Origin of the sequence: Brevibacillus migulae, from assembly GCF_004521915.1 — a bacterium.
GTDB classification, from domain to species: Bacteria; Bacillota; Bacilli; order Brevibacillales; family Brevibacillaceae; genus Brevibacillus_F; species Brevibacillus_F migulae.
In genome coordinates, this window is record NZ_SDKD01000008.1 from 1 (window position 1) to 19,418 (window position 19,418).

A 19,418-nucleotide genomic window follows, 5' to 3' on the forward strand; every position below is an offset into this window, starting at 1 on the left:
TAGAGAAATAAAAAGGCTGTCGACTTTCTCGACAGCCTGACGGCAGAAATGCCGTTTTTTTATTCCCGCATATCCATAACATTTCGTCTACATTTACCGCTTGTAGACTTCGTATAAAACCCAATCTGAAAAGAAAAATCTCCGAAACGAACCATTCATTCGGCTGTCCCAGAGACTTTGTCGTGCGCTATTCAAATAATATTCGAGCAGTCAGACGATGGGAAACCCTAGCGGCCAGTAGCTGTAGTGACTGGATTCCCGGATAAAAATAAATCTTTCGCTGTTTGAATGAAAAGTTTCACCGCAATCGAAGCCTCTCGTAAAGAAGGGACCGCCAAGTGAATCTCTCTGTACGGCTGTGGATGAATTTCACGTATGAGGACATTGGGCGGCAATGCCGACAAAGATAACGATATTTTCGATACGATCGCCATACCGAGACCTTCTTGTACCATGCTTAACGCGGTGGTGATGTTATGAACATCAAATTTTGCGTGGAGAGTGGCTCCGGCTTTGTGGAACAGCTCATAGATCGGCGTTTCAAATCCGCCTTTGCAAAGTACCATGGGCTCGTTACTCAAATCGGTTATGTGTATCTCAGCAAGCTTCTGCAAAGGGTGATCATCGCGCAGGAGCAAACACATATGGTCTTTGAGAAATGGAATCAGCTCAAACTCGTCATCTGACGGAATAACCCAGCCTACATCGATGATTCGGGAGGATAACCATTCCTTGATTTCATCGATGGTTCCTTCATACAGTTCAAATGTCAACCCCGGATACTTCTCTCCAAAAACCCGCAGAATTTTCGGTAAGAAGTGAGCGGAAACAATCGGAAATGACCCGATGCGAATGGTCCCCACTTCAAAGCCCTTAGCAGCTGTCACTTCTTGCTCCACCTTTTGAAAACCATGCAAAATTTCTCTGAATAGCACGAGCAAACGCTCACCCAGCTCCGTAAGCATGATTCCATTTTTTCGATCTCGAATCATGAGAGTCACGCCTAATTCTGATTCGAGCGTCGAGATGGCGCGACTGACAGCAGGCTGTGTCATGTTCAATTCCTGACCGGCTTTTGTAAAGCTTCCCGTCTCTGCTATTTTCACAAAGAGGCTCAGTTGTGATTGGGTCATAACGATTTTGTTATCCTCCCTATAATGAACATTCATTTTATTTATTTTAAGAGCCATTGTATCATCAAAAGGAAATAATCGACAACAGGAGTTGATGAAAAGATGCTGCCACTTTCGCGTACGCGTACAGCAGTATATCTGGCGTTTCTTGTAATCATGTGGGGGGTGAACTGGCCGCTGTCCAAATATGCACTCGAGTTCTCCCCTCCCTTGCTCTTTGCCGGCTTGCGGATCTTTATCGGGGGACTTCTTTTAGTGCTCTTTGCGCTTCCTCACTACAAGAAGCTTGATTTGAAACGTACCTGGCATATCTATCTTATCTCCTCAGCGGTGAACATTTTTTTGTTTTACATCTTCCAAACCATAGGGTTGAAATATCTGCCTGCCGGTCTTTTTGCGACGATTGTGTTCTTTCAGCCAGTGCTGCTTGGCATCTGCTCTTGGCTGTGGCTGGGGGAAAAAATGTTCTTCGGGAAAATGGTTGGCTTGTTTCTTGGCTTCCTCGGGGTCGCTGCAATCAGCATAAACGGAGGTACTGAGGATCTCTCAACTGCCGGGATTTTGCTGGGATTAGCCAGTGCGGTCTGTTGGACGTTCGGTACGTTATATATGAAGAAAACGGCGGATCAGGTTGATGCTGTCTGGGTGGTTGCGCTTCAGATCCTGATTGGCGGAGTCCTATTATTAGGTACAGGTTCAATCTTTGAAAGCTGGGATGATATCGTCTGGGCGCCCCCCTTTCTGTTGGATTTGCTGTTTATTTCGGTTTTCGTGACGGCCCTGGGGTGGCTGGCTTTCTTTCAACTCGTCAGCTCGGGCGAAGCGAGCAGAGTGGGCTCCTATACTTTTTTGATACCGCTAATCGCACTCATCATCAGCGTCCTTTTTATGGGAGAGACGATAACCTTCAAGCTGGTGGCGGGTCTTGTCCTGATACTTACAAGCATCGTCCTGGTTAACGGTAAGCCGAAATCTCAAAGTGCGGAAGGGAGGGCAGTAGGATGACCAGAAAATACCGATTATATCAGATAGATTCGTTTACCAAAGAGAAGTTCACGGGGAATCCTGCCGGAGTGATCACAAATGCGGATGGATTGACGGAAAACGAAATGATGAAGATCGCTCGTGAGCTAAACAATTCGGAAACGGCTTTCATCTTTTCCTCAAGTGACCCTGCCTATGATGTCCATGTTCGCTTCTTTACACCCACCATGGAGGTGCCCATTTGCGGACATGCTACCATCGCAGCACACTATGCACGGGCTGTCGAACAACAGCTGGATACCACACGAGTCATTCATAAAACAGGGGCAGGCATTTTGCCAGTGCAGATCATCAGGGAAGCGGACGATTATCGAATCATCATGACGCAAGGGAAGATTGAGTTTGGCGCGGTCTTAGAAGGGGAGAACAGGGAGATTCTCTTGGATGCATTACACATTACAGAAGGCGATATCATGGCAGATTGCCCGATTCAAGTCGTATCGACGGGTCACTCCAAAGTGATGATTGGGCTGAAAAGCAGTTCCGTATTGCATCAGCTCAAGCCGAATTATCAAGCGCTTGCGCAATTAAGCCAACGCATCATGTGCAACGGCTACTATACCTTTACGCTGGATTCTGCGGAGGATGACATCCTGGCAAATGGAAGGATGTTTGCCCCGGCAATCGGGATAAACGAGGATCCCGTAACCGGCAATGCAAATGGCCCCCTTGGCGCATATCTGGTCCATCATAAACTCGCCCGGCATCATGGTTCTTTTTTCCGATTCAAAGCGAAGCAAGGGGAAGCAATCGAACGCTCCGGAACGATAGAGGTTGACGTACAAATAAAAAATGGAAAACCAGTTGAGGTCAGTGTTTCAGGCAACGCGGTGATTGTATTTCAATCTGAACTGATTTTATAAGAGAAGAATAGGAGAAGTGGAAAAAATGATGTATGTATCTACTGATAATGCGTTAAAACCCTCCGGTCATTACTCTCAAGCAGTTATTCATAATGGACTGATCTATATCTCCAATCAATTGCCGATCGACCCGGATACTGGCGAAAAGAAGAAGGGAACGGTCGAAGAGGAAACAGAACGAATATTGACAAACATCGAAATGATTCTTCAAGAAGCGGGCAGCAATAGAGACGACGTGATCAGAACGACGGTGTACATTACAGATATCGCCGATTGGGACAAAGTGAATATGGTGTATAGCCGGTTTTTCGGGACTCATAAACCTGCGAGATCAGTGGTTGTCGTGAAGGAGCTACATTTTGGATGCAAAGTGGGAATTGAGGCTGTTGCCGGAAGCAGGAGGGGACAGTAACGATGTTCGATTCCCGAGTAGAAAAAGTAGCAGATGTGCTGGTCCATTATTCAACCAGGGTTAAACCAGGAGAGCATGTTTTAATCGAAGCCTTTCATATTGATAACGCCTTGGTGAAGGCCGTAGTAAAAAAAGTTCATGAAACGGGGGCGCATCCATATGTAAACCTGCGCGATTATCAAGTGACTAGAGAGCTGCTGATGCACGCAACCGAACAGCAAATGCAAATGTGGACGGACTTTGATGCTCATCAAATGGCGAAGATGGATGCCTATATAGGCATTCGCGGCGGTCATAACATCTATGAATTATCGGACATACCAGATGATAAAATGAGACTTTACAACATGCTATATAATCGGAAGGTTCATCTCTCCCTCCGTGTAAAAAATACAAAGTGGGTGATCCTGCGCTACCCGCATCCCTCCATGGCACAGTTGGCAGAGATGAGTACTGGTGCATTCGAGACCCTTTACTTCGATGTTTGCACCATGGATTATGCAAAGATGAGCAAAGCCATGGATGCGCTTGTAGAGGTAATGAATAAGACGGATAAAGTTCGTGTGGTAGCGGCTGGAACGGAACTGACTTTTTCGATCAAGGATATTCCGGCGGTGAAATCATCAGGTTTACGCAATATCCCGGATGGAGAGGTGTTCACAGCGCCAGTTAAAAATAGCGTGAACGGTACCATCACGATCAACACGCCAAGTCCATACAATGGGTTTGTATTTGAAAAGGTCAAGCTGCGCTTTGAAAACGGAAAAATAGTAGAGGCGACCGCCAATGATACGGCTAGAATCAATGCTATTTTTGATACAGACGAAGGAGCAAGATATTTAGGGGAATTCGCGATCGGAGTAAATCCCTACATCCTGCATCCCATGAAAGATATTTTGTTTGACGAAAAAATAGCGGGCAGCGTTCATTTGGCGCTAGGTCAATGCTATGATGCGGCTTACAACGGTAACTCCTCAAGCATCCATTGGGATCTTGTGCAGATTCAAAGACCCGAATATGGCGGGGGAGAAATATACTTTGACGACATGCTAATCCGAAAAGATGGCCTGTTTGTCATTGATGAGTTGAAGGGGTTAAACCCGGATCAGTTGAAATAGTGGGACTGTGAAACAAGCCTTTGCAAGAGTGCGTGCGATATGCGGGCCATGTGGAGGTCAAAGGCTCGATCCCGCCATGCTCCACCTCATGTAAAAAACGCAACCAACAAAGGCTGCGTTTTTTAGTATGTTACTCCACCTTCATCCGTGAAGAAAGGAAAGAAAAGTTCCACTCTGTATATGTATCTTTTCTTTAAGATAAAAGTTCTTGAGGGATTTCAAGGCCAGCCTTTTCCGCCTCCGAGATGTGATGTTTCGCCAAGGATTCATCTGCAAAATCTTCCTCGCTAACGTATATCCGTGCTAGTTCGAGATGGGCATGTGGATATGCTCTTTCCAAAGCGGCATGAAAGTAGGTGATGGCCGAGGAAAGATCTTTGCTTACGCCTATGCCCTGGCTGTAACAGATCCCCAAATTATAGGCCCCTACATCGCTGCCATTTTCATAATCCAGTTGATAATAATGGACTGCCATTTCATGATTCCCTTTCAAATCGTGCAAGTAGCCTAGCCAGGAATGGTCGGGCTCGCCCAGTATTTCCCCCTGCTGGTAATGCCAGAGCGCCTTGTCGATGTCTTGCGGTACCAGTTGTCCCTCATAATAGATGGCGCCAAGATTTTTATGGGCCAATGCAAGACCGTAGTCTGCAGCTTTGCCTAACCAATGCAATGCCTTTTCTGCATGGGGCATCGTTCCAATACCATATTTGTAGCAAGCGCCCAAACCGTTCATGGCATAGGAGTCACCTGCTGCAGCGCCCTTTTCATACCAGTAAAAAGCCAAATCTTCATCGATATGGCCTTCTACACTGTAATAGATGTGGGCAAGGTTGTTCATGGAGGGGGCGTAGCCCTTTTTAGCCGCTATGGTATCGTAGTAGATAGATTTTTCGTAATCGCCTGAGTCGTAGGCTGCCATGCTCAGGTTATACAAAGTATGCACCGCTGTGTATTCATCAACACTAGCGTTATCGGTGGAAGCCGCTAACGCATAGTCCAGCAAGCGCTTTCGCACATTAGCGTCAAAATCATAGTGAGTATATTCATCTTCGACATCTTCCAGTACCAGGTTTTTATCGGCTCTCGACACCCCGAATGCATCCAACACATAGACGCGGATCCCTTAAAAGCATAGGCGAAACCGTTAACAGGCGTTTTCCGTACGACAAGATCAAATTCGAAATCGCTCAGCCAGTTTTCAGACGAGCTGGCAATCCCCCATAATCCATTTCGCTGCAGGGCAAACGTATTTTCGTAGACCCAATGGATATCTTGGTAATCATCCAAAGGAAATAACCACGAGGGATGAATGGGATCCCCATCAAATATGCCTTTTTTCCCGTCCTTTTGCGCCAGCACCAGATTGCTCGGCCGTGAGTCGATATAGGCATGGAGTTCAATCAGCGCCTCGAATTCATAGGGGAGTAGAAGGCTTTCCTGCTGTATGCCCAAAGCGCCATACTTTTTCCCCTTGCGCAGGATCAGCAAATTGGGGAAGTGGGATTGCCTGTTTAATTTATCGAAGCCGGACGTGCATACGGTTCCGTCTTTTTTGTATAGGGTGCTGTGGTTGGCATTCTTGTGCAGTTTTACGAGAATAATCCCCTCCGCAATGTGGTCTACTGCGGATAATGGAAATTCACCGAGGTATACAAAATACTCGTTAAATATGTGCTTGTTCTTTTTCCCTTTCACTGCGGTATGGTAAAAATGCTCACCATACTCGAAAGCTTCGTCATATTCAAAAGGGATGGCAACGCCTCCTTTGCCGTCCAATACTCCCCATTTCCCATCTTTCTTTGCCGTAAAATATCCGCTGTAGTCGAGTGCTTCTAGTTCTTCATAATTTGTAGGGACGACCGTATTTCCGTGGATGTCGATGAGACCTAATGTATCGTTTTGTTTGACAATGGCCAACGAGGAACCATATTCAAAATCGTAGGCATCATCCCATACCAACGGGATTGCGATATTGCCTGATTTGTTTACATAGCCATATTTGCCTGCCTTGACAACCACAGCAAGATCCTCGGGACCAAATTCGTAAAACTCATCAAATTGTGAATCCAGTAATACTTTCCCATCCTTGTCTTTTAGCCCCCACAGACCATTCTCTTCATAAATTTCTACAGCTGATTCTTCTTCGTAGGGTTGCCAGATGTGCCCCCAGCCATATTGGTATGCTTCATAATTGAGGAGCTCGGCAAACGAGTGAAATCCGGGATTGACGTCCAACAAATCGGAGTAGCGCAATAACGAGATGTCGTCGTTTTCCATTGCTTTATGGATGACCGTGTTGTTATGGGCAATATTGGCTAGCCAGCTTTGTGCCTGTTCAGCATGGGGGATGTCGTCCATATTGAATACGTCCCATGCATCCAGGTGGAAATAAGGGTGCTCCAATTTGTCGAGGTAGTTGAAAAGCTTGTTTTTGGCTTTAGCAAAGGCTTCTTTGTTTGCGATCAGATTGTCCTGTTTCTCCAGAAAATGATAAAAGCGTTTCAGGTTTTCGATACCCGCCTGGGCAGGGTAAAATAGTCCGGCATTATCGGGCTCTGTGTGGTTGTTGTAATTGTTGCCACCGATAAATCCTCCGTCAAACAAGAGAGGCTGTAATAAAAGAGGCATTTCATAGCCCCATTCCATCATCATCTTATCGGTATCTTGTGCTTCGGAAGGCGTGCTGATGTTGTATAAATATACTCTGTGTGACAAGGTTGATTTCCCCTTTATCTAACAATTTCAACCAGTAAAAACATTATGTGAGAAATTCCCATTATTATAGCATGGATATTTTTGGACCGGAATTTCAAAAGAAAATGACCGCGAGCAGAAATACACGGTAACCTAATGAATTATTCGACAATCCGGCATACATTGAATGGTAAATATAGTTAATTGCAAGGAGGGGACGTTGTGGCAATTGGACAGATTCCTACGCAGGTCACCTTGCCATTCCCATCAAGGTGGGAACTAAACACAAGTGTTGGAGGAAGACCGCAAAGCACTGGAATACTCGTCATCAACTCTGTCATGAACAACAGGGTAAGCGGTACAGTCAATTTTCGTGGTAGGGCACTCCGGATTCAGGGGACATGGAATGAAAGCACGAGACAAATCTCATTTGATACACCCTATGCCACATATGTTGGGTTTTTAACATTTTTTGACGAGCCACCGATCAATATGAGGCATTATGTTTTAAGGGGAACGTTAAGAATGAAGCCACCCTCGACGTGGGCGGGATCGCCTGGAACGTGGGTAGCGACAACGAGTTTTCGCTTAAGATAGCGAATCACATGTACATTTCGCTGGGAGTTCCTTTCAGAATAAGGGACTCTTTTTTCATACACGGTTATTTGGAATGTGTTTGAGATTTATACCGCTCGAATGATACTATTTAAAAGGATTCATTTGACTACTGGAGGAAGAACGGAATGAAGAAAAAAATCGTACTAGTGTTGGATGTTGAGATGACAAGCAATGTAGAAATGCAAGAATTAACCGATAAAATGTCTCAAGCCATTCAAACGGTGGATGGCATCAAGGTGAATAATTTGGTGATGTTCGATAACGATGAAAATAGCTCCGATCGATTGATTGCCAACATCAAAAAGGAATTGTAAGAAAAGTATCGTTCGCAATGGTCTTACATTGACAAAAAGAACGCAGCCAAGCTGGCTGCGTTTTTGCTCTTTACAATCCCCCTATTGCGGCATGATCGTCCCTGCATTCGACCCGGCCGCCTTTGTCCCTTGCAACAGGGTATTCAGGCTGTTCATGTTTGCTTCGATCTTTTGCAGCTCATTCTGGAGCTCGTTCGGCGCATTTATGTAGTCCTGCAATCGTTTCCCGGATTCCTCGATTTCTTTGCCGACACGTTGGATGAGTGAAACATCAAACGGCATCATGATCCCTCCTTTTTAGCTAGCATTTCCAGATCGTGTGAGCCATACTCGCCTTGAGCTGTCATGCCAGCGCGGATCCCAGCCGCTTTACCTTTTCCAGCCATTTGCTGCGCTGCTCCTCGCTTGAAGTATTGACCGGGCTGATCTCAGTCACACGCACTGGTTTGATCCCGCAAAAACCCAAAATGTTTCGCTTCATCACATGATGGCCAGCGTGCCAGTAGATCAAGCGGTTATACCATGCTGGCGTGTCCATGGTGACGATCAAGCGGGCGGATTTGCCAGCCAAAAGTTTATCCCAAAACGAGGAATCCTTGCGATATTGATAAGCGAAACCAGGCAGCAGCACACGATCAAAAAATCCTTTAAGGATGGCGGGCATTGTGCCCCACCAAGTGGGGTAGACAATGACAAGATGGTCCGCCCACTTGATGAATTCCTGCGCTTTTATGAGCACTTCCTCTAGCTCCGTTCTTTTCCGATAGCCATACCTCAGATTCGGGTCAAATGAAATCCGGCTGAGGTCAATGGTGCGAATCTGTGCGTTTCGGCCAGAGGCTCCTTCCATATAGGCGCGAGACAAGGCGGAGCAATAGCTCTCCGGATCGGGATGGCCGACGATTACGAGTATGTTCACGTTACCGTATCCTCCTTTTGGATCGTACTTCCGTTTCCAACTTTTGTGATAGTATGAGAATCAGGACTGCATTCAGCATACCGTGATCCGGGAGACAGATGAATGATCCAACGCGAATAGATCTTGATGTTTCACGCAAAAGGGGGAGGGGGTGTTGACTGATGACTGATGACTGATGTCCAGGGCTTTGCCATCTCCATGGTGTATCCGATTCGAAAGACAATCGTTCACAAAGGTCTGGATTTTGAAGATTTTTGCCGCCAGGTCTCTTTTGACAGCAGTCTGCTGCAGGATGTGGAGGCACGTATCGAAGAAAAAGAGCTGATCCGTTTGATGAACGAGGCTGCGGCATTTACGCAGGATGATCACTTCGGCTTGCATCAGGGACAGTTAACCGATATTGCGGATATGGGCATCCTCGGATATGTCATGATGCATTCGGAGAAAATCGTGGATGCTCTGTTGGCATTTCAGCGCTATAACGTGATCCTTTGCAATGGGTATAACGTGGAGTGGGAAGAGCGGGGGAGCGACATGGTGCTTCGTTTTGTTAAGACAACCCCGGAGCAAATATCGCGTCATTGCATGGAAGATATGGTCAGCTCGTTGTACCATCTGATCGTCCGTATGAGCAATCGGGCAATTCCGATACTAGAGATGCAATTCACACATGCAGCGCCAAGCGATGTCGTTCCATATCGGGAGGTTTTCGGGACAGTCCCTCGCTTTTCAGGAAAAGAAAATACGCTCCGATTGAGCAAAGAGGTTTTCCAGTATCCGATCCTGTATTCGGATTACAGGCTGCGCACGGCGTTTGAACCGATAGCCGAAGAAATCAAGCGGAAACTGATGCAAGGGCGGGTGTTTTCAAACCAAGTCTTTCAATGGATGATGTCCCGCATGCCAGCCTTTCTCCCTACGTTGCAGGAGACCGCGAAAGCGTTTCAGATGAGCCCTCGAACCCTTCAAGCAAAATTAAAAGAGGAGCATACCTCCTACAATGAACTGGCAGCGAGTGTGCGGAAAGAAATCGCCATTGGTTATATCAAAAAAGGGTGCTCGATCGGGGAAATCGCCTATTTGCTGCATTATTCCGAGCCGAGTGCCTTTCAAAATGCGTTTAAAAAATGGACGGGGGTAACACCAGGGCAATTTCGGGCAAAAATCGAAGCCATGTAGGGGCTGTACAAACAGGAAATAGACCGCAGACATTGGGAAGGCGGTCTATTTCTTTAGGGGTATCAAGTGGCAAATCGGACTGTGCCAAACCTATCTTCCAAAATGCGTTCTCAACAATTCGGTAAACCTTGCTCCATCTATTGGTTCCTTGGTCATCTGCCCGTTCTCCCACTGGGTGAAGGAAGTCTCGGTCAACGTCACAGAACCCGTATCTGTCCGCTTCGTGATCAACGGGCTTTTGTTAAAGGGGGATTCCGGATGCTCCACAATAATCTGGCGGACGACATCACATGCGGAGACATCGGTCATCGGCTGTCTAGAGTCGAAAGCATATCCGATCTTCCAATCCGTATCCTTATGCTTCAATTTCATTTCAAAGATGTAGTCACCGTACTCCGTAGGCGTTTGTTTGATGCGAAATTCTCCATTCGCAGAGGCCACCATTTCACCGGTCAAAGGTACAGGTTTTAGCGGCACATTTCCCCCAAAGCCGGTATCGACTACATATGTCTGGTCTTCGTGTGTGAGCAGGATGGTGATATGTGTTCTTCCAGAGGCGGGATAGCGCTGCTGCTCGTGATTGTAGACGATCCCGCGTGCTAGTACTACTTGAAACCCGTTTTCGCGTAAAAATAGATAGAAAAGCGGGTTTAATTCATAACAAAGTCCGCCTTCGCTATGTATCAATATTTTGTCCACCAAATTCTCTCTCGTGATGACGTTCGCGTTCTTTTCAATTACGCGAAAATTTTCAAACGGGATTGATTTCGCCGTTTTCTCCAGGATGTGATCCAGGTCTTCAAACGTGATCCGTTTGTTTTCTGAAAGACCGATTCGTTTGCGAAACAAAGCATTCAGATCGCTCATTTGTTCTCCTCCCATTCGGCAGATGGCTTTGACTCACTCCCTGCAGATTTCCTATGCAAATTATATCGAACTTACGCCAAATTTTCCCAACCATTTTTGGCGTATGTGAAACTCCTCTCCTCCAGAAGGGATCAGTCCCATCGAAGTCCTGCGGGAAAACGAAAAGGACTTCTCGATCCCCCGTATAGATCCGCCGTAACCGCCAGCCACGCTGCCTCGTAAGCGGAAGTCGCTAATGTCGTTCCATTAATTTTTTCAGTTTATGTTCGGTGGTGGAATCTGGAGCGGGCGTGTAGATGCTGCAGCGCAAATCGCTGCTTCCCTGGATCTGCAGCGAGGTTAGATGAAACAGCATCTTTCCGGCTTTGGCATGGCGAAATTCGATCAATACCTCCGGAGCGGATTTGACTTCGCTTTGCTGCCAGAGATGGTCAAAGTCCGGATGAACCTCCTTCATTTCCGCAAGAAACTCCTCGTACCAGTCATCCTCGACATATTGGCCGTAATAGGCGCGAAAAATGGCAAGGAATCCCCGCACAAAATGCTCCCAGTTCACAGCCAGCCGCTGCAGCTCCTTTCTGGTAAACAGCAGGCGAATCATATTGCGCTGCTCCAAAGGGATCTGATCAAAATCCAAAAAAACGTGGGAGGCCGCCTCATTCCACCCGACAATGTAATAGCGTCGGTCTGTAATGATGGCGGGGCAGGTTCGCAATTCATGCAGGATCTTCTGCAGAGAAGGCGTGATTTCATATTGCTCTTCCTGCGGCAGGAGAGCGCCGGTCCCTGATTCCAGAGCCAAGGAGTAGAGATATTTCCGTTCGTCGACGGTCAATTGCAAGGCCGAAGCAATACAATCCAATACGGTGGTAGACATCCGGATGTCTCGTCCCTGCTCCAGCCACGTATACCAGGTGGTGCTGACTCCAGCCAGCTGGGCCACCTCCTCCCGACGCAGGCCAGGCGTTCTTCTTCGGGTGCCAGCTGCCAATCCGACTGATTCAGGAGTGATTTTCGCCCGTTTTGACTTCAGAAAAACGGATAATGCTTGAAGCCTGGTTTCACGATCCATGACATGCGCTCACCTTTCGTGTCTTTATCATGGTACTGATTATACTAGGATAACTGACAACTTGTAATAGAATAAATTACGTGACAAGATAATTGCAAGCTTGGGAATAAAAGGAGGGCTTGTGATGGAAAGGGTAGTCATCACGGGAATGGGAGTGGTTTCACCACTTGGCAATACGGTAGACAGCTTTTGGCATGGACTGAGTAACGGAAAATCGGGAATCTCCAAAATCGATACGTTCGACGTCACCCGGTTTAAAGCCAAAATCGCCGGAATCGTACGGGATTTTGATGGGGAAACTCTTCTTGGCCGGAAAGAATCACGACGTATGGACAGGTACTGCCAATTCGCTATGGCGGCAGCCGAGCAAGCATTGCAGGATGCCGGACTTTCGCTTGATCAGGTAGATCGTGAACGTGTGGGGGTATACGTAGGTTCTGGCGTCGGGGGAATTCAGACCTTGTTTGATCAAGAGGCCATCTTCCGCGAGCGCGGGCCTGAACGGGTAAGCCCGACGCTGGTACCCATGATGATATCAAACATGGCGGCGGCGTTGATCAGTATGAAAATCGGGGCATGGGGCCCGAGCATGTCTCCCGTCACGGCCTGTTCGATCGGGAATACGTCGATTGGGGAAGCATTTCGGGTGATTCGCTACGGGGGAGCGGATATTATCTTTGCAGGGGGAGCAGAAGCGGCGATTGCGGACGTACCATTGGCCAGCTTTGGCAATTCGAATGCGCTCTCTACCCGTAACGATGAGCCAGCCCGTGCCAGTCGTCCTTTTGATGCGGGACGTGATGGATTCGTAATGGCAGAAGGCGCAGGCATCCTGGTGCTAGAATCGCTTTCCCATGCCTTGCAAAGAAACGCACATATTTATGCGGAAGTGATCGGCTATGGGGCCAGCTCTGATGCGTATCATATGGTTGCCACCCATCCAGAAGGACGCGGTGCTTATCAGGCGATGAAACAGGCGATTCAGGAAGCTGGCATTCGCCTTGATCAAGTCGACGTCATCAGCGCTCACGCGACAAGCACGGAGATTGGTGATCTTTCTGAAACGTTCGCCATCAAAAAGCTGTTTGGAGCACAGGCGTATCAGATTCCGGTTACTGCAAATAAATCTATGACGGGCCACCTGCTGGGTGCAGCTAGTGCGGTAGAGGCTGTCGCATTGGTGAAAACGCTTGAGCAAAAATTGATCCCACCGACCATCAATCAGGAGCAGAAGGATCCAGCGTGCGATTTGGACTATGTGCCGAATGTGGCGCGTGAAGCGAATGTAAGCATCGGCTTATCAAATTCGTTTGGCTTTGGCGGACATAATGCTGTCATTGCGCTAAAAGCCTGGAATCAATGAGCGGGTTATCGCAGTTATGCATGGGGATAAGATGTGAATGCTGCGGATAGATCCGTTGGTAGATGGATAGCGCCAGTCTGGTGACGGGCGCTATCGTCGTTGCAGGAGGGAAGCGGTTTTGATTACGTCCTGGTTGGATTCTCATTTCGATTTCTGCCAAACAGGCCGGCAAGTCCGACCAATCCCAACAGACCGAGCCAGGACATATCGAATTTGTTATCGTCATCGGCAGTGGTTCGGAAAGTATTGGTATTGGAGAGATTGTCACCATTATTTCCTCTGGTTCCAGCAGTGCCCATTGTACCGCGATTTCCGTTTGCTCCCGTACCATTATTCGTATAGGTTCCGATGGTTCCAGTTGTTGTTCCGGTTCCACCATAGGCTCCGCCAGATCCGGTAGTTGTCCCGGTGCCGCTGTAAGTTCCGGTTGTCCCTGTAGTTCCGATGGTTCCGTTGCTGCCGATTGTCCCTGTGTTTCCGGTGTTGCCAGTTCCCGTCATTTCGGCAAAGGCTGGGCATGCCAATACCGCTACAACCGCAAGCGATAAGGCAAGTGAGCATCGTTTTTTCATTCGTGAGGCCCCCTTATGAATCGATTTATATCGATATCTTTCGCTGAGATGAAAAAATTATTCTTCCATCGACCAGCCTGCCGATGGGGATAGGTTGATCAAAGAGAGCGCATAGTAAGAATGTGAAGGCTCTCTTCTATCAGCGGAGCTGCATGGAAGAGTAAACAGGGGGATTACGGTTGAACAAAAATGAAATGTTTACACGCCTATATGAGCTCCGACACCAAATACTTGATCAGCTGGTGGATTATTGGAAGCGTTTTTCCAGCTTTGACGCATGGCAATTTTGGGTTGCCGTATCCATGCTGGTTGTCCCGCTCATCGTCTTATATTTTTTGATCGATAGAAGCCAAGTCTTTAAAATCGGTTTTTTGGGACTCTGTGTGCATGTCGTCACTACTTATGCAGATCTGGCAGGCTGGAGGCTGGGGTACTGGGATTATCCCTATTTTGCTATCCCTCTCTTCCCAGTGGCGCTTGGATTAGACAGTTCCTTGATTCCAGTGGTGTTTATGCTGCTCTATCAGTGGGCGATGGAAAAACAGAAGAATTACTATTTGTACGGGTTGATTCTCGCAGCTATATTCGCCTTTGTTCTAAAGCCACTCATGAATACGCTTGATTTGTTCCGTCTGCACAAAGGATTTAGCTTTTTGGAATTGTTTCTATACGTCTATGTTCCAATCGTGTTTCTGTCAAAATGGCTTTTCAATACGTTTGTATTCCTGGAGAGCCGAAAAAAATAGGACGGTCATCGTCCTAGGTGGAAGGTCACGTGCAGTTTTTCGGGCTGATGTGACCTTTTTTATTCCTCCGTAACGGAGGGCCTGCTCAAGTTTTTCGATCGTTTTCTCCATCAGGATGGTTCGATACAAAAAGAAACGGCCACACCAGCTTAACGGCTGGAGTGACCTTCCCAAATGGACAAACCATTTTCATTATTTCGTATAGTAAGCACGCAATGCATCCAAGATGCCGAGCGGGTTTTTTCGCAAGTCCTTGGCGCTGAAAAAGACATCGCCTTTTACTTGTGGGTACTGGCGATTGTATTCCAGCTGATGAATAATCTCCTGGGCGTTCTGCCATCCTGTCTCGTTGGTTCCCAGCTTATATGGGGCGTGTCCAATGTAGAGATGGACATCAGTCCCGCTCACTTCATTAGTCCACCAATCAACCAGGGTTCCGTATTGCGCTTTGGAGAAGGAAAGACTCCAATAAATTTGCGGGATGACATAATCGATCCATTCTTGCTGGATCCACGTACGAACATCAGCGTGCATATGGTCATATGCCGTTACCCCGGCGTTCGTCGCAGAGCCGGTTGGATCCACGGAGCTGTTGCGCCATACACCAAAAGGGCTGACGCCAAATTTCACCTGCGGCTTCGCTGCGTGGATGGCTTGTCCAAGCTGCTGGATAAATGCGTTGATGTTATCCCGGCGCCATTCCGCTTTGGTAGCGAACTTCTTGCTGTTGTATGCCTTGAAAGTGGCATCATCAGGGAATACTCCGTCGGAAGGATAAAAATAATCGTCGAGATGGACCCCGTCGATATTGTATCGATTCACCACTTCCATGATTTCCTGAATAATGCGTTGACGAGCTTGGGGGATGCCCGGATTAATATACAGCTTGTTCTTTGCGTTTACGATCCACTCGGGATGAAGCTTGGCGACATGATTGGCAGCAAGCTTGGTTGTATTCGCATCCGTGTTGGCGCGGAACGGATTGAACCACGCATGAAACTCCATGCCGCGACGGTGCGTTTCTTCCACCATGAAAGCCAACGGATCATAGCCGGGGTTTATCCCTTGCGTACCAGTCAAAAACTTCGACCACGGGACGAGGGAGGATGGGTAAAGCGCATCCGCTGCAGGACGGACTTGGACAAACACCGTATTGATCCCCGTATTTTGCATGTCATCGAGAAGCTTTATGTACTCCTGCTGCTGCTTGGCCGCATTGCTGTATGAACTCGTGGAAGGCCAATCCAGATTGAAAACAGTGGATACCCACACTCCTTTGAGCTGATCGTCATTTGCTGCAGGAGGAATCTGGGGTGCGGGTGGTTGCGGAATCTCAGGCTCAGGTGTATCGATGGCTACAGGCGGAGTCTCGACAACGGGGGCTTGTCCTTGCCCCGAGTCCAGCGATATGGTTTGAGTGGCCTGATCCCAATTTACCTGCAAACCAAGCTGTTCAGCCACAAAACGCAGCGGAACCATCACCCGTCCTTGCCGGTTTTGCACGGCTGCATCCAGCTTTACGTAATTGTCATTGACCATGGCATATTGATCATCGACGGTCATCGTCAGCGTCGTCTGTGCCGTACTGATGGTCGCGGTCTGGATGTCCTGATGCCAGGAAACGGTTGCGCCCAGTCCTTCACTGATCACGCGCAGCGGGACCATCGTGACATTCACTTGCGGAAGAATGTAGGGGGCGATGTCACTTTTCACTTCTTGCCCGTCCAGGTAAATGCTGATTCCAGTCGATTGCGCCTGAACCGGGTGCTGGATCAAAGGGAGACAAAGTGCCAATACCAACAACAAGGAAAACCATTTGCGAAAAATCATGATGCAAATCCTCCGAACTTGTAAGAATTTGTAGATATTCTCTCTCTTAGAAATAGACGCTATTTTATGATAGTTTGTTATGCGGGAAAGTCAAATTTTTTTGTGAACATCGCTCGTACAAATAAAAAAGCAACCTAGTGTGGTTGCTTCGTCAAAACAAATTTTCTCCACGGGATTTTGTTTGGATCGAGGTTTTGCAACAATCTGGCAATGCTTTGGTGCCGTTTAAGTGAACCGTACCGGGGCTTTCCTTCCGCATTAACGGCCATGAGAATCACCGGGTTGCCTTTGAAAACAGGGGTGAACAGATCAACATACCGTTGTCCCTCATCATGGTTTTCGAGTACCCATTCCTTCACCGCGACGATGCCGACTTTGACCCCTTGTATTTTGACAGCTGCCCCTTGAAATTGCATAGCTCTGTCCTCCTCCTTGTGCTCGTATGATGTGTATGTATGACCAACAGTATTAGTATACGCTATTATGAAGAAATATCCTGTAGGGTCGTCATGCCGAATTTTGTATGTCCAGCATGCTTGAGTAATTGTTCGGTAAAAATTTTTTTCTAAAGCCCCTTTCTTTACGCAACATTTCGATCGGTGCTTCGTCTTACCAATAGGAAAAAGATGACAGCAAAAGGGGATCTAAATCATGAAAAAGCAAAGATGGGGATTCGCAGCGGCAGTAGTGGCAGCAAGTGTGACCATAGGAGCAGTCAGCCAGATACCTGCATGGGCACAGCAGACTGGCAGCAATGGCAATGTGAATGCGGCAGTGGCCGTAACGAAGTCCCAGTCGGTGGATCAGGTAAATTTGCGCATTCAGCAATTGGAGCTGGCGCTGCAGCCCGAAACGGCTCAAGAAGCAATTGAATTGTTTGTCAAAAGTCATGAAAGCCGCAACGGAGCGCTGCTCTTTGCGCTTCTGACACCCGAGCAGCAGCGCAGCAATCTCGCTACCTTTGTGGAGCAAAACTGGGTGTTGGGCGTATCCTCTCCTTGGGTGAAGGGGTATCGGATCAATAAAGTCGATGAAAAGAATGAAACAACGATGGATTATACCGTTGAGCTGATGGAGTACACCTCCACAGGGTTCATGGGAACGGAGCAAGTGACAGTCAGCCTCAAGAAAGAAGGGACCAGCTGGCGTATTTCAGACTACAAGCAGGTGAAATTCACAAGCGATATCGATTTGCAGGATGAAAAGCTGAATGAGCGCAGTGTCCTTGGTCTGGTGAAGGAGGCCCAGCAACGCTTCTGGTATGTCATGAGCGGGGGCAAAAGTACAGGCGGGGTCGTCGCTACTTTTCGTCCGGGGGCAGGAGAAACCGATTACCGCTATTTGAGTGAAGATATCGGGACCAGAGAAAAGCTGAGCAGCTACCTCGAGGATGTGTATGCGAAATCCACGGTCAACACCTGGTTGGAGCAGCAATTGAAACAAAAATCGCTGATCGATGACGGGGAACGCTTGGCACAACCGAATGCAGATGGCGGCAGCTTGCTGGAATGGGGAAGCGCCGAAATCATCAAGCTGGAGCAAAATGGTCAAAAGGCAACGGTGCAGGCAAAAGTGCCAGCAGGTGAAAGCGACTCGGAAACGTTTACGATTTCGTTCGTCTATGAACAGAACAGAGGTTGGAGAATCGCTTCCGCAATCGGAGACGTTCATTAAATGTTTTAATTCAAGCGAGTAGCATAAAAGCTCCGAAGGAAACGTATGTATGGAATAGGGAAACGTAAGGGACTTCTCCAACGGTTGTCAGCCGCGATGCGTCCATCCTTGCACGAAGGAGGCGATCGGGAATGAGAAATGCCGTACTCATCCAGTTGCTCGTGCTGATTGTGATGATCATCGAGCTGGCGATCAGATAAGAGAAGAGCGATCCCATGAGAAAACGAGAGCTGCCGGTGTGGCAAGCGCTCGTTTTTTCTTTATGGCAAGCCCTCATTTTGGATAGGGCAATCCGTCGCGTTTAAATAGTTTGCGAATCATACTGTACAGCCTGACAGGCACATCGGGAAAGGCAATGATACGCTGATCAGAGCCGATCTGCAGCAGGACGATTGGTTTTTCGATCTCGTAGGGAATATTCATCAAATCGAGTATTTTTTTATATTCATCGACTTCCTCGGGATCAACCGTATAATAGAAAGATTTCTCCATGACTTCAGCTCCTTTTCCTTATTGTAACAAATGAACATGATCTACTGGAAAAAAGAAATGATGGAAACTTAATCTATGTGAATATTCAATTTTTGCCGAAACCTTTTGGCTTGTCATCCCGTCTGTGGAAGGGAAGGGACTTTTGAGACAAGTTTTCCTCCTAAGGAATGCCAAACATCGAAAGGGGATGGTTATGATGGAATGGAAGCGTGTTTCTATCGAAAGCGATGAAATCAGGGAGTTGGAACGCTTAAAGAAAGAATATCAGGACCAGGTAACGGATCCTCAATTAAATTGGCAAGGGAGAATGAAAATTTATGAAAAGGTTCAATGGATAGTGAAACGCATTGACGAATTAAAAAATAAAGAGCCAAAACGCATTTCATGCTAGCGGCAGCGAAGTCCGTCGATACATTCGGCGGACTTTTCTCATGACAAAGACAAGGAGTAACACGTGGATGTCAGAAAATCTTACATAAAAATTCAAAATCTTTCGTGTAAACCTTGA

21 protein-coding genes are annotated in these 19,418 nt (G+C 47.4%); 10 read left to right on the forward strand and 11 right to left on the reverse strand.

The window, feature by feature from the left end; genetic code table 11:
* Positions 1 to 227: 227 nt before the first annotated feature.
* Positions 228 to 1,133: a LysR family transcriptional regulator gene (locus EIZ37_RS10760; protein ID WP_134684614.1), complete on the reverse strand. Its 906-nt coding sequence runs from the start codon at positions 1,131 to 1,133 to the stop codon at positions 228 to 230.
* Positions 1,134 to 1,235: 102 nt separating this feature from the next.
* Here EIZ37_RS10760 and EIZ37_RS10765 point away from each other — a divergent pair, with 102 nt between their 5' ends.
* Genes EIZ37_RS10765 through EIZ37_RS10780 form a run of 4 tightly spaced genes read left to right on the forward strand, consistent with a single transcriptional unit; the run spans position 1,236 to position 4,570 of the window.
* Complete coding sequence (locus EIZ37_RS10765) at positions 1,236 to 2,138, forward strand: DMT family transporter (protein WP_134684615.1); 903 nt, start codon at positions 1,236 to 1,238, stop codon at positions 2,136 to 2,138.
* Positions 2,135 to 3,040 (forward strand): PhzF family isomerase, encoded by a 906-nt coding sequence (locus EIZ37_RS10770; protein WP_134684616.1) that lies wholly within the window; start codon positions 2,135 to 2,137, stop codon positions 3,038 to 3,040. The genes EIZ37_RS10765 and EIZ37_RS10770 overlap by 4 nt, the downstream gene beginning before the upstream one ends.
* Positions 3,041 to 3,065: 25 nt before the next feature.
* Complete coding sequence (locus EIZ37_RS10775) at positions 3,066 to 3,452, forward strand: Rid family detoxifying hydrolase (protein ID WP_134684617.1); 387 nt, start codon at positions 3,066 to 3,068, stop codon at positions 3,450 to 3,452.
* 2 nt (positions 3,453 to 3,454) lie between these two features.
* On the forward strand, positions 3,455 to 4,570 hold the full coding sequence (locus EIZ37_RS10780) for an aminopeptidase (protein ID WP_134684618.1): 1,116 nt from the start codon (positions 3,455 to 3,457) through the stop codon (positions 4,568 to 4,570).
* 193 nt (positions 4,571 to 4,763) lie between these two features.
* On the opposite strand, the gene EIZ37_RS26385 is transcribed toward EIZ37_RS10780, so the two are convergent.
* Both EIZ37_RS26385 and EIZ37_RS10785 read right to left on the reverse strand, forming a co-directional pair.
* On the reverse strand, positions 4,764 to 5,573 hold the full coding sequence (locus EIZ37_RS26385) for a tetratricopeptide repeat protein (RefSeq protein ID WP_235827959.1): 810 nt from the start codon (positions 5,571 to 5,573) through the stop codon (positions 4,764 to 4,766).
* Positions 5,555 to 7,285: a WG repeat-containing protein gene (locus tag EIZ37_RS10785; RefSeq protein ID WP_235827961.1), complete on the reverse strand. Its 1,731-nt coding sequence runs from the start codon at positions 7,283 to 7,285 to the stop codon at positions 5,555 to 5,557. Before EIZ37_RS10785 ends, EIZ37_RS26385 begins: the two co-directional genes overlap by 19 nt.
* 722 nt (positions 7,286 to 8,007) lie before the next feature.
* Between EIZ37_RS10785 and EIZ37_RS10795 the strand changes: the two genes are divergently transcribed.
* The gene (locus EIZ37_RS10795) at positions 8,008 to 8,196 is read left to right on the forward strand and encodes a hypothetical protein (protein ID WP_134684620.1); all 189 of its coding nucleotides are present in this window, start codon (positions 8,008 to 8,010) and stop codon (positions 8,194 to 8,196) included.
* A gap of 81 nt (positions 8,197 to 8,277) precedes the next feature.
* Here the strand turns inward: EIZ37_RS10795 and EIZ37_RS10800 are convergent, their stop codons facing one another.
* Both EIZ37_RS10800 and EIZ37_RS10805 read right to left on the reverse strand, forming a co-directional pair.
* Positions 8,278 to 8,481, reverse strand: a complete 204-nt coding sequence (locus EIZ37_RS10800) for a hypothetical protein (protein ID WP_235827963.1) — start codon at positions 8,479 to 8,481, stop codon at positions 8,278 to 8,280.
* Positions 8,482 to 8,539: 58 nt separating this feature from the next.
* A complete protein-coding gene (locus EIZ37_RS10805; RefSeq protein WP_134684621.1) occupies positions 8,540 to 9,115 on the reverse strand; it encodes an NAD(P)H-dependent oxidoreductase in 576 nt (191 codons plus the stop codon).
* Between the two features lie 168 nt (positions 9,116 to 9,283).
* Here EIZ37_RS10805 and EIZ37_RS10810 point away from each other — a divergent pair, with 168 nt between their 5' ends.
* Positions 9,284 to 10,294 carry an AraC family transcriptional regulator gene (locus tag EIZ37_RS10810; protein WP_134684622.1) on the forward strand — a complete coding sequence of 337 codons (1,011 nt, stop codon included), beginning with the start codon at positions 9,284 to 9,286 and terminating at the stop codon, positions 10,292 to 10,294.
* Positions 10,295 to 10,384: 90 nt separating this feature from the next.
* Here EIZ37_RS10810 and EIZ37_RS10815 read toward each other — a convergent pair whose 3' ends face one another.
* Entirely contained in the window at positions 10,385 to 11,161 is a 777-nt protein-coding gene (locus tag EIZ37_RS10815) for an arylamine N-acetyltransferase family protein (protein ID WP_134684623.1), read from the reverse strand.
* Between the two features lie 232 nt (positions 11,162 to 11,393).
* Positions 11,394 to 12,233, reverse strand: coding sequence for a helix-turn-helix transcriptional regulator (locus tag EIZ37_RS10820; protein ID WP_134684624.1), 840 nt, complete (start codon positions 12,231 to 12,233; stop codon positions 11,394 to 11,396).
* A 124-nt stretch (positions 12,234 to 12,357) separates the two neighbouring features.
* On the opposite strand from EIZ37_RS10820, the gene fabF reads away from it, so the two are divergent.
* A complete protein-coding gene (gene fabF, locus EIZ37_RS10825; protein WP_134684625.1) occupies positions 12,358 to 13,596 on the forward strand; it encodes a beta-ketoacyl-ACP synthase II in 1,239 nt (412 codons plus the stop codon).
* Between the two features lie 122 nt (positions 13,597 to 13,718).
* Here fabF and EIZ37_RS10830 read toward each other — a convergent pair whose 3' ends face one another.
* Positions 13,719 to 14,168 carry a WGxxGxxG family protein gene (locus EIZ37_RS10830; RefSeq protein ID WP_134684626.1) on the reverse strand — a complete coding sequence of 150 codons (450 nt, stop codon included), beginning with the start codon at positions 14,166 to 14,168 and terminating at the stop codon, positions 13,719 to 13,721.
* 179 nt (positions 14,169 to 14,347) lie between these two features.
* Here EIZ37_RS10830 and EIZ37_RS10835 point away from each other — a divergent pair, with 179 nt between their 5' ends.
* Positions 14,348 to 14,914 (forward strand): CBO0543 family protein, encoded by a 567-nt coding sequence (locus tag EIZ37_RS10835; RefSeq protein ID WP_134684627.1) that lies wholly within the window; start codon positions 14,348 to 14,350, stop codon positions 14,912 to 14,914.
* A gap of 192 nt (positions 14,915 to 15,106) precedes the next feature.
* Here EIZ37_RS10835 and EIZ37_RS10840 read toward each other — a convergent pair whose 3' ends face one another.
* Both EIZ37_RS10840 and EIZ37_RS10845 read right to left on the reverse strand, forming a co-directional pair.
* Complete coding sequence (locus EIZ37_RS10840; RefSeq protein ID WP_134684628.1) at positions 15,107 to 16,744, reverse strand: family 10 glycosylhydrolase; 1,638 nt, start codon at positions 16,742 to 16,744, stop codon at positions 15,107 to 15,109.
* A gap of 134 nt (positions 16,745 to 16,878) precedes the next feature.
* Positions 16,879 to 17,160, reverse strand: a complete 282-nt coding sequence (locus EIZ37_RS10845; RefSeq protein WP_134684629.1) for a hypothetical protein — start codon at positions 17,158 to 17,160, stop codon at positions 16,879 to 16,881.
* Between the two features lie 235 nt (positions 17,161 to 17,395).
* On the opposite strand from EIZ37_RS10845, the gene EIZ37_RS10850 reads away from it, so the two are divergent.
* Positions 17,396 to 18,418 carry a DL-endopeptidase inhibitor IseA family protein gene (locus EIZ37_RS10850; RefSeq protein ID WP_134684630.1) on the forward strand — a complete coding sequence of 341 codons (1,023 nt, stop codon included), beginning with the start codon at positions 17,396 to 17,398 and terminating at the stop codon, positions 18,416 to 18,418.
* A gap of 273 nt (positions 18,419 to 18,691) precedes the next feature.
* Here EIZ37_RS10850 and EIZ37_RS10855 read toward each other — a convergent pair whose 3' ends face one another.
* Complete coding sequence (locus EIZ37_RS10855; protein ID WP_134684631.1) at positions 18,692 to 18,910, reverse strand: hypothetical protein; 219 nt, start codon at positions 18,908 to 18,910, stop codon at positions 18,692 to 18,694.
* Between the two features lie 193 nt (positions 18,911 to 19,103).
* Between EIZ37_RS10855 and EIZ37_RS10860 the strand changes: the two genes are divergently transcribed.
* Positions 19,104 to 19,301 (forward strand): hypothetical protein, encoded by a 198-nt coding sequence (locus EIZ37_RS10860; RefSeq protein ID WP_134684632.1) that lies wholly within the window; start codon positions 19,104 to 19,106, stop codon positions 19,299 to 19,301.
* Positions 19,302 to 19,418: the final 117 nt, after the last annotated feature.

Excerpts from the sequence above, each read along its gene's own strand:
- EIZ37_RS10840 (WP_134684628.1), bottom strand. The coding sequence starts at position 16,744 with ATGATTTTTCGCAAATGGTTTTCCTTGTTGTTGGTATTGGCACTTTGT.
- EIZ37_RS10860 (WP_134684632.1), top strand. The coding sequence starts at position 19,104 with ATGATGGAATGGAAGCGTGTTTCTATCGAAAGCGATGAAATCAGGGAG.
- fabF (WP_134684625.1), top strand. The coding sequence starts at position 12,358 with ATGGAAAGGGTAGTCATCACGGGAATGGGAGTGGTTTCACCACTTGGC.
- EIZ37_RS10845 (WP_134684629.1), bottom strand. The coding sequence starts at position 17,160 with ATGCAATTTCAAGGGGCAGCTGTCAAAATACAAGGGGTCAAAGTCGGC.
- EIZ37_RS10830 (WP_134684626.1), bottom strand. The coding sequence starts at position 14,168 with ATGAAAAAACGATGCTCACTTGCCTTATCGCTTGCGGTTGTAGCGGTA.
- EIZ37_RS10820 (WP_134684624.1), bottom strand. The coding sequence starts at position 12,233 with ATGGATCGTGAAACCAGGCTTCAAGCATTATCCGTTTTTCTGAAGTCA.
- EIZ37_RS10850 (WP_134684630.1), top strand. The coding sequence starts at position 17,396 with ATGAAAAAGCAAAGATGGGGATTCGCAGCGGCAGTAGTGGCAGCAAGT.
- EIZ37_RS10795 (WP_134684620.1), top strand. The coding sequence starts at position 8,008 with ATGAAGAAAAAAATCGTACTAGTGTTGGATGTTGAGATGACAAGCAAT.
- EIZ37_RS10815 (WP_134684623.1), bottom strand. The coding sequence starts at position 11,161 with ATGAGCGATCTGAATGCTTTGTTTCGCAAACGAATCGGTCTTTCAGAA.
- EIZ37_RS10765 (WP_134684615.1), top strand. The coding sequence starts at position 1,236 with ATGCTGCCACTTTCGCGTACGCGTACAGCAGTATATCTGGCGTTTCTT.
- EIZ37_RS10770 (WP_134684616.1), top strand. The coding sequence starts at position 2,135 with ATGACCAGAAAATACCGATTATATCAGATAGATTCGTTTACCAAAGAG.
- EIZ37_RS10780 (WP_134684618.1), top strand. The coding sequence starts at position 3,455 with ATGTTCGATTCCCGAGTAGAAAAAGTAGCAGATGTGCTGGTCCATTAT.
- EIZ37_RS10810 (WP_134684622.1), top strand. The coding sequence starts at position 9,284 with ATGACTGATGTCCAGGGCTTTGCCATCTCCATGGTGTATCCGATTCGA.
- EIZ37_RS10855 (WP_134684631.1), bottom strand. The coding sequence starts at position 18,910 with ATGGAGAAATCTTTCTATTATACGGTTGATCCCGAGGAAGTCGATGAA.
- EIZ37_RS10775 (WP_134684617.1), top strand. The coding sequence starts at position 3,066 with ATGATGTATGTATCTACTGATAATGCGTTAAAACCCTCCGGTCATTAC.
- EIZ37_RS10760 (WP_134684614.1), bottom strand. The coding sequence starts at position 1,133 with ATGACCCAATCACAACTGAGCCTCTTTGTGAAAATAGCAGAGACGGGA.
- EIZ37_RS10800 (WP_235827963.1), bottom strand. The coding sequence starts at position 8,481 with ATGATGCCGTTTGATGTTTCACTCATCCAACGTGTCGGCAAAGAAATC.